General features: G+C 69.0%; 8 protein-coding genes and 1 tRNA gene. 7 read left to right on the forward strand and 2 right to left on the reverse strand.

Annotated elements, in window-relative coordinates:
* Window positions 1-37 precede the first annotated feature (37 nt).
* The 5 genes from gltB (at window position 38) to EER34_RS12180 (ending at window position 9,640) form a co-directional block, all read left to right on the forward strand.
* Entirely contained in the window at window positions 38-4,642 is a 4,605-nt protein-coding gene (gltB, locus tag EER34_RS12160) for a glutamate synthase large subunit (RefSeq protein ID WP_127475166.1), read from the forward strand.
* A complete protein-coding gene (locus EER34_RS12165) occupies window positions 4,635-6,101 on the forward strand; it encodes a glutamate synthase subunit beta (RefSeq protein ID WP_127475167.1) in 1,467 nt (488 codons plus the stop codon). Before gltB ends, EER34_RS12165 begins: the two co-directional genes overlap by 8 nt.
* A 49-nt stretch (window positions 6,102-6,150) precedes the next feature.
* Entirely contained in the window at window positions 6,151-7,602 is a 1,452-nt protein-coding gene (gene pyk / locus EER34_RS12170; RefSeq protein ID WP_127475169.1) for a pyruvate kinase, read from the forward strand.
* 81 nt (window positions 7,603-7,683) lie between these two features.
* Complete coding sequence (locus tag EER34_RS12175) at window positions 7,684-8,061, forward strand: SHOCT domain-containing protein (protein WP_127475170.1); 378 nt, start codon at window positions 7,684-7,686, stop codon at window positions 8,059-8,061.
* A gap of 268 nt (window positions 8,062-8,329) precedes the next feature.
* Complete coding sequence (locus tag EER34_RS12180) at window positions 8,330-9,640, forward strand: chromosome partitioning protein (RefSeq protein ID WP_127475172.1); 1,311 nt, start codon at window positions 8,330-8,332, stop codon at window positions 9,638-9,640.
* Window positions 9,641-9,696: 56 nt separating this feature from the next.
* Here EER34_RS12180 and EER34_RS12185 read toward each other — a convergent pair.
* Window positions 9,697-9,779, reverse strand: a tRNA-Leu gene (locus tag EER34_RS12185).
* Between the two features lie 51 nt (window positions 9,780-9,830).
* Here EER34_RS12185 and EER34_RS12190 point away from each other — a divergent pair.
* Window positions 9,831-10,451, forward strand: a complete 621-nt coding sequence (locus EER34_RS12190) for an ANTAR domain-containing response regulator (RefSeq protein ID WP_127475174.1) — start codon at window positions 9,831-9,833, stop codon at window positions 10,449-10,451.
* Between the two features lie 46 nt (window positions 10,452-10,497).
* Here EER34_RS12190 and EER34_RS12195 read toward each other — a convergent pair whose 3' ends face one another.
* Window positions 10,498-10,929, reverse strand: a complete 432-nt coding sequence (locus EER34_RS12195; RefSeq protein ID WP_127475176.1) for a hotdog fold thioesterase — start codon at window positions 10,927-10,929, stop codon at window positions 10,498-10,500.
* Between the two features lie 59 nt (window positions 10,930-10,988).
* Between EER34_RS12195 and polA the strand changes: the two genes are divergently transcribed.
* A complete protein-coding gene (gene polA / locus EER34_RS12200; protein WP_127475178.1) occupies window positions 10,989-13,628 on the forward strand; it encodes a DNA polymerase I in 2,640 nt (879 codons plus the stop codon).
* Window positions 13,629-13,637 lie beyond the last annotated feature (9 nt).

The raw sequence follows: 13,637 nt of genomic DNA on the forward strand, positions 1-13,637 counted from the left end.
TCGTCCCATCTTGAGCATCAACGTGAGGACGGTAGGTATGGCTTCGAGCCCCCGTCGCGACGTCTCCCCGCAGACGCGCACCCCGAAGAACGACCTGAACGGCTTCCCGGCGAAGCAGGGCATGTACAACCCTGCCTTCGAGAAGGACGCCTGCGGTCTGGCCATGGTCGCCACGCTCCGCGGCGAGGCCGGCCACGACATCATCGACCTGGCGCTGACGGCGCTGCGGAACCTCGAGCACCGCGGTGCGATCGGCTCGGACGCCGGCACGGGCGACGGCGCGGGCATCCTCACGCAGATGCCCGACGCGTTCCTGCGCGCCGTGGTCGACTTCACGCTCCCGGTCGTGGGGGAGTACGCAGCGGGAATGGTCTTCCTTCCGCGCGACGACGAGGCACGAGCGGCCCAGAAGGCGGGGATCGAGCGGATCGCGGCATCCGAGAACCTCAAGGTGCTCGGATGGCGCGAGGTCCCCACCGCCGACGACAACCTGGGCAAGCTGGCCTTCGCCGCCCGCCCCGTGTTCGAGCAGATCTTCGTGTCGCACCCCGGCACCGGCGGGACGCCCGCGCTCTCGGGTATCGCGCTCGACCGCCGCACCTTCCGTCTGCGCAAGCGGGCGCGCACGGAGCTCGACGCCTACTTCGTCTCGCTGTCCGCGCGCACCCTCGGCTATAAGGGCATGGTCACCACGCTCCAGCTCGAGCCGTTCTATCCCGACCTCCAGGACGAGCGCTTCGCCTCCGAGCTCGCCGTCGTGCACTCGCGGTACTCGACCAACACCTTCCCGTCGTGGCCGCTCGCACAGCCGCTGCGGATGCTCGCGCACAACGGCGAGATCAACACGGTCAACGGCAACCGCAACTGGATGCGCGCCCGTCAGTCGCAGCTGGAGTCCGAGCTGCTCGGCGACATCCGCCCGCTGCTGCCGATCTGCACCGAGGGCGCGAGCGACTCCGCGTCGTTCGACGAGGTCCTCGAGCTCCTGACCCTCACCGGCCGGAGCCTGCCGCACGCCATCATGATGATGGTCCCCGAGGCCTACGAGAAGCAGGCGGACATCGACCCGAAGCTGCGGTCGTTCTACGAGTTCCACTCCATGCAGATGGAGCCCTGGGACGGCCCGGCCGCCCTCATCTTCACGGACGGCACGCTCGTCGGCGCCACCCTCGACCGCAACGGGCTGCGCCCCGGGCGCTGGACCGAGACGACCGACGGCCTCGTCGTGATCGGCAGCGAGACCGGTGTGCTCGACTTCGAGCCCGAGCGCATCAAGCGCCGCGGTCGGCTGCGCCCCGGACGCATGTTCCTGGTCGACACGGCTCAGGGCCGCATCGTCGAGGACGATGAGATCAAGAGCCAGCTCGCCGATCTCGAGCCCTGGCAGGACTGGCTGGACGCGGGCCGCGTGCGCCTCGCCGACCTCCCCGAACGCGAGCACATCGTGCACCCGATCGCCTCGATCACCCGTCGCCAGCGCACGTTCGGCTACACCGAGGAAGAGGTGCGGATCCTCCTCACCCCGATGGGCCAGAACGGCGCGGAGCCGCTCGGCGCCATGGGCAGCGACACTCCCGTCGCCGTGCTCAGCGAGCGCCCGCGCCTGCTCTTCGACTACTTCACGCAGCAGTTCGCGCAGGTGACGAACCCGCCGCTGGACTCGATCCGAGAAGAGGTCGTCACGTCGCTGTCGCTGGGCCTCGGCCCGGAGCGCAACCTCCTCGAGTGGGGTGCCGACCACACGCGCGTCGTGACGCTCGACTTCCCCGTGATCGACAACGACGAACTGGCGAAGATCCAGCACATCGACACGGCGCTCCCGGGTCGCACGTCGGTCACGATCCGCGGCCTCTACCGCGTCGAGGCCGGCCACAAGGGCATGCAGAAGCGTCTCGCCCAGATGTGCGACGAGGTCGACCAGGCGATCGAGGACGGCGCCGAGTTCATCGTGCTGTCCGACCGCGACTCCAACAAGGATCTCGCGCCCATCCCGTCGCTGCTGATGCTCGCCGCCGTGCACCACCACCTCATCCGCAAGGAGACCCGCATGAAGTGCGGTCTCGTGGTCGAGGCCGGCGACGTGCGCGAGGTGCACCACGTCGCGACGCTCATCGGGTACGGGGCATCCGCGGTCAACCCGTATCTCGCGATGGAGACGGTCGAGTATCTCGTCCGTGCGGGGTACATCACGGGCATCACCCCGGAGAAGGCCGTCAGGAACCTGATCTACGCGCTCGGCAAGGGCGTCCTTAAGATCATGTCGAAGATGGGAATCTCCACGGTGTCGTCCTACGCGGGCGCCCAGGTCTTCGAGGCCGTCGGGCTGTCGGAGGACCTCGTCGCGAAGTACTTCACCGGCACCGAGTCCAAGCTCGGCGGCATCGGGATCGACGTGATCGCCGCCGAGAACTCCGCGCGTCACGCCTACGCCTATCCGGAGGACGCCGCGGTGCGCGCGCACGAGCGGCTGTGGACCGGCGGCGAGTACCAGTGGCGCCGCGACGGATCGCCGCACCTGTTCAACCCCGACACCGTGTTCCGTCTCCAGCACGCGACACGCACGCGCCGGTACGACATCTTCCGCGAGTACACGAAGCTCGTCGACGACCAGGCGAACGAGCTGAAGACGCTCCGCGGTCTGTTCAAGCTCAAGACCGAGGGCCGTCACCCCGTGCCGATCGACGAGGTCGAGTCGGTGTCGTCGATCGTCAAGCGGTTCTCCACCGGCGCGATGAGCTACGGCTCGATCTCCAAGGAAGCCCACGAGACTCTCGCGATCGCGATGAACCGTCTCGGGGGCAAGTCCAACACCGGCGAAGGCGGTGAAGACGTCGACCGCCTGCTCGACCCGGAGCGGCGCAGCGCGATCAAGCAGGTCGCCTCCGGCCGGTTCGGCGTGACGAGCCTCTACCTCACCGAGGCCGAGGACATCCAGATCAAGCTCGCCCAGGGCGCCAAGCCGGGCGAGGGGGGTCAGCTGCCTCCCACGAAGGTGTATCCGTGGGTCGCGCGGACGCGCCACGCGACCGCGGGCGTCGGCCTCATCTCGCCGCCGCCGCACCACGACATCTACTCGATCGAGGACCTCAAGCAGCTGATCTTCGACCTCAAGCGCGCCAATCCGTCCGCCCGAGTGCACGTCAAGCTCGTGAGCCAGTCCGGCATCGGCGCGGTCGCGGCCGGCACGGCCAAGGCCCTGGCCGACGTCATCCTGGTGTCGGGTCACGACGGCGGCACCGGCGCGAGCCCGCTCAACTCCCTCAAGCACGCGGGCACGCCGTGGGAGCTCGGCCTCGCCGAGACGCAGCAGACGCTGATGCTCAACGGCATGCGCGACCGCGTCGTGGTGCAGGTGGACGGCCAGCTCAAGACCGGCCGCGACGTCATCATCGGCGCGCTGCTCGGCGCAGAGGAGTTCGGCTTCGCCACGGCGCCGCTCGTCGTCTCGGGCTGCATCATGATGCGGGTCTGCCACCTCGACACGTGCCCGGTGGGCGTGGCAACCCAGAACCCCGTGCTGCGTCAGCGCTTCAACGGCAAGCCCGAGTTCGTCGTCAACTTCATGGAGTTCATCGCCCAAGAGGTGCGCGAGTACCTCTCCGAGCTCGGCTTCCGCTCGCTCGACGAGGCGATCGGCCACAGCGAGCTCCTCGATGTCGATGGCGCCGTCGAGCACTGGAAGGCGAGCGGGCTGAACCTCGCGCCCGTGCTCGAAGGCCCTTCGTTCGCCGACGACGAGCCGCGCCGCAACTTCACCGGCCAGAACCACGAGCTCGAGCAGCACTTCGATGTGCCGCTCATCGAGCTCGCACAGGACGTGATCGTGAACGGCGGCGCCCTGACCGTCGATCTCCCCATCCGCAACACCGAGCGCGCCGTCGGCACGCTCCTGGGCCACCACGTCACCCGCGCGCGGGGCGAGAACGGCCTTCCGTCGGGAAGCATCGTGGTCAACCTCACCGGCTCGGCGGGCCAGTCGTTCGGGGCGTTCATGCCGGCCGGCATCACCCTCCGCCTCGAGGGCGACTCGAACGACTACGTCGGCAAGGGCCTGTCCGGAGGACAGATCGTGGTGCGCCCGCCCCGCGACGCGACCTTCGACGCCTCGCAGAACGTCATCGCCGGCAACGTGATCGGGTACGGCGCGACGCAGGGGACGCTGTTCCTGCGCGGCGTCGTGGGGGAGCGGTTCTTCGTGCGCAACTCCGGTGCGACCGCCGTCGTCGAAGGCGTGGGCGACCACGCGCTCGAATACATGACGGGCGGCCTGGCGGTCATCCTCGGCTCGACCGGCCGCAACCTCGGTGCCGGCATGTCCGGTGGCACCGCCTACGTGTACCGCCTCGACCGCAAGCTCGTCAACCGCGAGGCCCTGGCCGCCGGAGAGCTCGAGCTCGGCGAACTGGGGTCCGGCGACGCCGAGATCCTGCGCGACCTGCTCGAGCAGCACGTCGCAGAGACCGACTCGACTCTGGCCGCGGCGATGCTCGCCGACTTCGAGGCAGAGCTCGAGAACTTCGTCCGCGTCCTGCCCCGCGACTACGCCGCGGTGCTGCAGACACGTCAGAACGCCGTGGCCGAGGGGCTCGACCCCGACGGCGACGTCGTCTGGAACCGCATCCTGGAGGTGACGGGTGGCTGACCCGAAAGGCTTTCTGAAGGTCACCGAGCGCGAGCTGCCGCCGCGGCGGCCCGTGCCGGTGCGCATCATGGACTGGAAAGAGGTCTATGAGCCGGGCGACACCGCCGTGCTGCGCCGGCAGGCCGGGCGCTGCATGGACTGCGGCGTCCCGTTCTGTCACAAGGGGTGCCCGCTGGGCAACCTGATCCCCGAGTGGAACGACCTGACATGGCGCGGCGAGGGTCGCTCCGCGATCGAGCGGCTTCACTCGACGAACAACTTCCCCGAGTTCACCGGACGCCTGTGCCCGGCACCGTGCGAGAGCTCGTGCGTGCTGGGGATCAACCAGCCGGCAGTCACGATCAAGCAGATCGAGGTCTCGATCATCGACGAGGCGTTCGCGAACGGCTGGGTCGAAGCCGAGCCGCCAGGACGCCTGACCGGCAAGACGGTCGCCGTGGTCGGCTCAGGCCCTGCGGGCCTGGCCGCCGCGCAGCAGCTGACCCGCGCCGGCCACACCGTGGCGGTCTTCGAGCGCGACGACCGCATCGGCGGCCTCCTCCGCTACGGCATCCCGGACTTCAAGATGGAGAAGAAGCACCTCGAGTCGCGTCTTCGCCAGATGCGCGATGAGGGCACCCGCTTCCGCGCCGGGGTCGAGATCGGCAAGGACATCTCGTGGAGCGACCTTCGCGCGCGCTACGACGCGGTGGTCATCGCGACGGGAGCGACCCTGCCGCGCGAGCTCGCGATCCCCGGGCGCGACCTGGCCGGCGTGCACTTCGCCATGGAGTACCTGATCGAGTCGAACAAGGCGACGGCCGGCGACGCCGTGCCCAACCAGATCACGGCGGAGGGCAAGCACGTCGTGGTGATCGGCGGTGGCGACACCGGCGCGGACTGCATCGGCACCGCCCACCGTCACGGTGCGCTGAGCGTCACGAACCTCGCGATCGGTCGCCGTCCTCCGGGCGAGCGCCCCGAACACCAGCCGTGGCCGATGTCGCCGACCGTGTTCGAGGTCTCCTCGGCGCACGAGGAGGGCGGCGAACGCTCCTACCTCGCCTCGACGGTCGAGTTCCTCGCGAATGACGCGGGCGAGGTGCGAGCCCTTCGCGTGGCCGAGACGGAGTTCGTGGACGGCCGCCGCGTGCCCAAGAGCGGTACCGAGCGCGAGATCCCCGCCGACCTCGTCCTCATCGCGATGGGCTTCACCGGCCCCGAGCGCGCGTCGCTCGAGGAGCAGCTCGGCGCCCAGTTCACCGACCGCGGCAACGTTCGCCGCGAGGACGACTACCAGACCACCGCCCCCGGCGTGTTCGTCGCCGGCGACGCCGGTCGCGGGCAGTCCCTGATCGTGTGGGCGATCGCGGAGGGCCGTGCGGCCGCCGCGAGCGTCGATGCCTACCTCATGGGGGAGACGCAACTGCCCGCCCCCGTCCGCCCCACCGATGTCGCGATCGGCCTGCAGCCCGCGTAGGCTGGCCACGGCATTTCGCCCTCGAAAACCACCCGGAGAACACACACGGATGAGACGCGCCAAAATCGTCGCAACCCTTGGCCCCGCCACGTCGACCTATGAGAGCGTCCGCGCGATCATCGAGGCCGGCGTGGACGTCGCCCGGTTCAATCTGAGCCACGGCGACTACTCGGTCCACGACAACAACTTCGCCAACGTGCGCAAGGCAGCCGACGACGCGGGCAAGCCCGTCGCCGTCCTCGTCGACCTCCAGGGGCCGAAGATCCGACTCGGAAAGTTCGAGAACGGACCCCATGATCTCGCTGTCGGCGACATCTTCAAGATCACCGTCGACGACATCCTCGGCACGAAGGAGATCGTCTCGACGACCTTCAAGGGCCTTCCGCAGGACGTCAAGCCGGGCGACTTCCTCCTGATCGACGACGGCAAGGTGCGCGTCGAGGTCGTCGAGACCGACGGCACCGTCGTCACCACGAAGGTCATCGTCGGCGGGCCGGTGTCGAACAACAAGGGCATCAACCTGCCCGGCGTCGCGGTCAACGTGCCCGCGCTGTCCGACAAGGACGAGGCCGACCTCCGCTGGGGCCTCCGCGCCGGCGCCGACATCATCGCCCTCTCGTTCGTCCGCAGCGCGAAGGATGTCCAGCGCGTCCACGTGATCATGGCCGAGGAGGGGCGTCACATCCCCGTCATCGCGAAGATCGAGAAGCCTCAGGCCGTCGACAACCTCGAGGAGATCATCGACGCCTTCGACGGCATCATGGTCGCCCGTGGCGACCTCGGCGTCGAGCTTCCGCTCGAGGCCGTGCCGATCGTGCAGAAGCGCGCGGTCGAGCTGTGCCGCCGCATGGCCAAGCCCGTCATCGTCGCGACGCAGATGCTCGAGTCGATGATCGAGAACCCGGTCCCCACGCGCGCCGAGACGAGCGACGTCGCCAACGCCGTCCTCGACGGCGCCGACGCGGTCATGCTCTCGGGCGAGACCAGCGTGGGCAAGTACCCGGTCGGCGTGGTCGAGACGATGGCGCGCATCGTCGACTCGACCGAGGAGCACGGACTGGAGCGCATCCAGCCGCTCAACACGAAGCCCCGCACCCAGGGTGGCGCGATCACCCTCGCAGCGCTCGAGGTCGCGGAGTTCGTCGACGCGAAGTTCCTCTGCATCTTCACCGAGTCCGGCGACACCGCCCGTCGCATGTCGCGCCTGCGTCCGCGCATCCCCATGATCGGCTTCACTCCCGAGCCGGCGATCCGTCGCCGCATGGCCCTCACGTGGGGCGTTCAGTCGCACCTCGTCGAGCACGTCGCGCACACCGACCGCATGTTCATCCAGGTCGACGACTACTTCCTCGCCAACGACCTCGCGAAGGTCGGCGACAAGGTCGTCGTGATCTCGGGTTCCCCTCCCGGAATCATCGGCTCGACCAACGACATCCGCATCCACAAGATCGGCGACGCCGTCCACGGCAAGGCGCCCATCTACAAGTCCGGCGAGTTGTAAGCCGTACTCGACCGAGAGAACGGTCGCGCTCACTATGCTGAGCGCGACCGTTCTCTTTTCTCCGACTCGGGGGTACCTCGCATGGACTTCTTCTGGTGGCTGCTGTGGATCTTCTATTTCACGGCCTACATCTACGTGGTCATCCTGATCATCACCGACCTGTTCCGTGACGAGAAGCTGAACGGCTGGCTCAAGGCCATCTGGATCATCGCGCTCGTCTTCGTACCGTTCCTCACTGCGCTGGTGTACGTCATCGCGCGCGGCTCCGGGATGGCCGAGCGCGCGCGTGCCCGGTACGCAGGCGTGCCGGAGGCCGACGACTACAAGCCGTCCGCGTCCGCCAGCCCCGCCGAAGACATCGCGAAGGCCAAGGCGCTGCTCGACGCGGGGACGATCTCGCAGGGCGAGTTCGATGCGCTCAAGAGCAAGGCTCTCGGCAACCAGTACTTCGGCGCCTAGCCGACAGGGCGGCAGAAGAGCGGATGCTCCCCACGCCCTCTCCACGAACCGCTTCGCGCTGCGCGGAGCCTCGGGGCGCGTGGGCCCACAGCCGAGGCATCCGCTCTTCTGCGCGTACCGCGCAGTCGCGCTCGGACGCACCCGCCGCGGCATGGCTGGGCTGGCGGGCCGGTGCCGTCGGTTAACGTAGATGCGGCGCTCGCGAGGAGCGTCCACGACGGATGCGCCGGCGCCGGCCACTGCACCTCGCCCTCTGGAGGAGAACCCGATGACCGCTCGCATGCCTGAAGCCACCGTGCACATCCTGTCGAGCACGGTCGCGGAACTCCATGTCGGCACCGAGGTGGAAGAGGTCGTGGCGGCCGACAGCAGGGCGCTGCGCGACAGGGTCGTCGAGGAGATCCGCCTGCTGGCGGCGTCTGCGGGGGAGCCGGCCCACGCGATGCTGGTCGAGGGCTCCTCGCGGTGGCCGCTGGTCGTGAACCCCGACGGGACCTACGCCGAATCGCTCGAGCCCGCACCACCCGTCGCGCCGGCGGTATCCGCTGCCGCGCCGGTGGCCGCGGCATCCGTCCCGACGACGAAGCCCGTGCCCGCCGCTTCCGCACCGACCCGGAGCGCGGCACCCGCCGCGCGGGGGACCGGGAAGCCGACCGTGCAGGATCTGCTCGACTCGCGCAGCGACGGCGACCGTCCTCGGGCGATGTCGGGCTGGCAGAGCGCCGTGCGCCGCGCGACCGGCGGCGCGATCTCACCGGCTCCCGGACGCGCCGAGCGGTCGCGTCTCGATCGCGAGAAGCGGGTCCAGCGGCGGCTGGACGCGCCCCGCACGATCGTCGTGCTGAATCCGAAGGGCGGAGCGCACAAGACCACGAGCACGCTCCTGCTCGCGGCGACATTCGGCACCCTGCGTGGCGGCGCCACCCTGGCGTGGGACAACAACGAGACACGCGGAACGCTCGGCTGGCGTGCGCAGAACGCTCCCCATCACCGGACGGCCGTCGACCTCCTCGAAGACCTCGACCGCTTTTCGAACGCCGACGGGTCGGGTCTGGCCGCACTCGACACCTACGTGCGCACGCAGGTCGATGCCCGGTTCGACGTGCTCGCGTCGGATGAGGACGCCGCCGCCTCCTCCACGATCGACGCCGCGGCGTTCGATCGCCTCCACTCCCTGCTGCGCCGTTACTACCGCCTGATGATCGTCGACACCGGCAACAACATGCGCGCCTCCAACTGGGTTGCTGCCGTCGCCGCCGCCGATCAGCTCGTCATCGTCTCCACCGTGAGGGAGGACACCGCCGCCAGCGCCGCCTGGCTGCTGGACGGGCTGCGCGAGAAGGGCTTCGGCGACAAGGTCGACACGGCCGTCACGGTGCTGACGGCGCCGTCGTCGCGCCCGGACCGGCGCCTCGAGGCCCGGCTGTCGCGGCACTTCCAGCAGGTGACGTCGGGGGTGGTCATCGCCCCGTTCGACCCGTCGCTCGTCGACGGCGGGCCCATCGACTTCGACGCGCTGTCGCCGGAGACTCGTGACGCCTGGCTGACGGTCGCCGCGACCGTCGCCGACCGCCTCTGAGGCGGAGGCATCCGCCGCAGGAGGCACGGGAGGGCCGCCGCCGGCGCCGTCCACGGTGCCGGTGGTGGGAGTCGAACCCACACGCCCTCGCGGGCAACCGAGTTTGAGTCGGTCGCGTCTGCCATTCCGCCACACCGGCCCGCGCGGCCATGCCGCGCGTCCGCGATTGACCATACCGTAGGATTCAAAGGTGACTGAGCAGGAGCTGACCCCCGGAGCACAGGCCTCCACCCCCCGTCGTGTCGTGGTGGCGGAGGATGAGTCGCTGATCCGACTCGACATCGTCGAGATCCTCCGCGACAACGGCTTCGACGTCGTCGGCGAGGCGGGTGACGGTGAGACAGCCGTGCAGCTCGCCACCGATCTTCGTCCCGACCTGGTGATCATGGACGTGAAGATGCCGATCCTCGACGGCATCTCCGCCGCCGAGAAGCTCAGCAAGAACCACATCGCGCCCGTGGTCCTCCTGACGGCGTTCAGCCAGAAGGAGCTCGTCGAGCGCGCGAGCGAGGCCGGTGCGCTGGCCTACGTGGTGAAGCCGTTCACCCCCAACGACCTCCTGCCGGCGATCGAGATCGCCCTGGCTCGCTACGAGCAGATCATCACGCTCGAGGCGGAGGTTGCCGACATGGTCGAGCGCTTCGAGACCCGCAAGCTCGTCGACCGAGCGAAGGGCCTCCTCAACGAGAAGATGGGCCTGTCCGAGCCCGAGGCCTTCCGCTGGATCCAGAAGGCGTCGATGGATCGTCGCCTCACCATGCAGGACGTCGCGAAGGCGATCATCGAGCAGCTCGCGCCCAAGAAGGGCTGAAGACTTCACGACGGAGCGGATGCCTCGGAAGAGGCATCCGCTCTCGTCATGTCTGCGGCAGGTCCTTGACGTGGTTCGTGATGCGGATCGTCGAGCAGCGCCGCCCCTGATCGTCGGTGACGACGATCTCGTGCACCGTGATGCTGCGTCCGAGGTGAACGGGCGTGCAGACGCCGGTGACCGTCCCCGACGTGGCCGAGCGGGTGTGGGTCGCGTTGATGTCGACGCCCACGGCGAGGCGGCCGGGGCCGGCGTGCAGGTTCGCCGCCATGGACCCGAGCGACTCGCCGAGCACGACGTAGGCGCCGCCGTGGAGCAGCCCCACCGGCTGGGTGTTGCCCTCGACGGGCATCGTCGCGACGCAGCGCTCCACCGAGAATTCGGTGAACTCGATCCCCATCTTCTCGGCGAGGGCCCCCATGCCGCGGGTCGCCGCCCACTCGAGTCCGGTGACGTCTGCAGGGGACGGTTCGATCATCGCTCGCCTTCGGATCGGGTGCGCCGGGAGGTGTCCTCGGCCCTGACTAGGCTTGCAGGGTGACGGACTCCGCAAAGCCTACCCTTCTCGTCGTGGACGGCCATTCGCTGGCATATCGGGCGTTCTACGCGCTCCCCGTCGACAATTTCTCGACGAAGGACGGGCAGCACACCAACGGGATCTACGGCTTCCTGGCGATGCTCATCAACCTGATCAAGGCTGAGAAGCCGACGCATATGGCGGTCGCCTTCGACACCTCGCGGCAGTCCTTCCGCACCCGGGAATACCCGGAGTACAAGGCGAACCGGTCCGAGACGCCGTCCGAGTTCAAGGGTCAGATCCCCATCCTCCAGGACTGCCTCGCCGCGATGAGCATCACCGTGCTCCAGAAGGAGGACATCGAGGCCGACGACATCCTGGCGACCCTCGCGACGCAGGGCGCCGAGCAGGGCTACGACGTCCTCGTGTGCTCGGGCGACCGCGACACCATCCAGCTCGTCACCGAAGACGTCACGCTGCTGTACCCCAATGTGCAGGGTGTCTCGCAGCTCAAGCGGTACGACCGGCAGGCGGTCATCGACCGCTACGGAGTCCCGCCCGAGCAGTACCCCGACATCGCCGCGCTCGTCGGCGAGACGAGCGACAACCTGCCCGGCGTGCCGAAGGTGGGGGAGAAGACCGCCGTCAAGTGGCTCACCCAGTTCGGGTCCCTCGACGAGCTGCTCGAGAACGCCGACAAGGTGTCCGGTGTCGTCGGCGGCAACCTGCGCGAGCACCTCGACGACGTGCGGCGCAACCGCACGCTCAACCGTCTGATGACCGACGTCGAGCTGCCCGCGACGATCGCGGACCTCGAGGTCCAGCCGATGGACGCCCAGGCCGTGCGCGATATCTTCGCCCGTCTCGAGTTCAAGACGCTCATCCCGCGCGTCGCCGAGCTGGCCGGCATCGAGCAGCAGATGGCAGCGGTGACGTCCGCCGCGGCCGTCCCGATGCCCGTTCCGGTCGAGCCGACGCCCGCCGACCTGCGCGCCTGGCTCGATGGCGCTCCCGGCGAGGTCGGGGTCACGGTCGTCATCGAGGGCGGCACTCCCGCGCGGATCGGCTTCGCGACGGCGGATGCCGCGGCCGAGGCATCCTGGACGCCCGACGTGGCGGACGCCCTCGAGGAGTGGCTCGCCTCCGACGCGCCGAAGGTGTTCAGCGACGCGAAGCCGCAGGTCAAGGCACTTCGACGCGCCGGGCAGCGCGTCGGCGGACTCGCATTCGACGCGATCGTGGCCGGCTGGCTCCTGCGCCCGAGCTTCCCCGACAAGACGCTCGCCGACCTCGTCGACCGCTACCTCGACGAGAAGCTTCCCGAGGCCGATCCGACGCAGCTCGTTCCCGAGACGGAGGGCGCCACGCCCGGCCAGCTGTCATGGTTCGCGATGCGCGTGACCGCGGCTCTGCGCGGCGAGCTGGCCGAGAGCGTGACGACCGTGCTCACCGACATCGAGCTCCCCACGCTGCTGACGCTCGCCGACATGGAGCTCGCGGGCGTGGCGGTCTCGCACGACAAGCTCTCGTCGTTCTCGGCCGAGCTCGCCGAGCGCGCCGACGCGATCGCGCAGCAGGCGTTCCTTGCCATCGGTCGAGAGGTCAACCTCGGGTCGCCGAAGCAGCTGCAGGAGGTGCTGTTCGACGAGCTGCAGCTTCCCAAGACACGCAAGACCAAGACGGGCTACTCGACGGATGCCGCGGTCCTCGCCGACCTGCAGGAATCCCACCCCCACCCCTTCCTCGACCTGCTGCTCCAGCATCGCGAGGCGACGAAGCTCCGCCAGATCATCGAGTCGCTCGACACCGCGATCGCGGCGGACGGCCGGATCCGCACCACCTACGTGCAGACCGGGAGCCAGACCGGGCGCCTGTCGAGCACAGACCCGAACCTCCAGAACATCCCTGTCCGCACGGAGGAGAGCCGGCGAATCCGCTCGGCCTTCGAGGTCGGTGAAGGCTACGAGACGCTGCTCACCGCCGACTACTCGCAGATCGAGATGCGCATCATGGCGCATCTCTCGGAAGACCCGGGCCTCGTCGAGGCGTTCAACTCCGGCGAAGACCTCCACCGATTCGTCGGAGCCCGCGTGTTCGCCGTCGATCCCGCCGACGTCACGCCCGCCATGCGGACGAAGGTGAAGGCGATGTCGTACGGCCTGGTCTACGGCCTGTCGGCGTTCGGGCTGTCGAAGCAGCTGCGCATCGAGCAGACCGAGGCGAAGCAGCTCATGATGGAGTACTTCGCCCGATTCGGCGCGGTCCGGGACTACCTGCGATCTTCGGTGGAGCAGGCCCGCATCGACGGGTACACCGAGACGATCTTCGGCCGGCGACGCCCGTTCCCCGATCTCGCCAGCCCCAACCGCGTGCTGCGCGAGAACGCGGAGCGCGCGGCTCTCAACGCCCCGATCCAGGGGAGCGCGGCTGACATCATGAAGATCGCGCTCTTCCACATCCACGACGACTTCGCCACGCACGGGCTGCGGTCGCGGGTGCTGATGCAGATCCACGACGAGCTCGTGGTGGAGGTCGCCGCCGGCGAGTGGGATGCCGCGGAGCGGATCGTGCGCGAGCGGATGGGCGACGCTGCGGCCCTCTCGGTGCCTCTCGACGTGCAGATCGGCCGCGGACCGGACTGGAACGAAGCGGGGCACTGATCCGCCGGT

It is taken from the genome of Microbacterium sulfonylureivorans (assembly GCF_003999995.1).
Taxonomy (GTDB): Bacteria; Actinomycetota; Actinomycetes; order Actinomycetales; family Microbacteriaceae; genus Microbacterium; species Microbacterium sulfonylureivorans.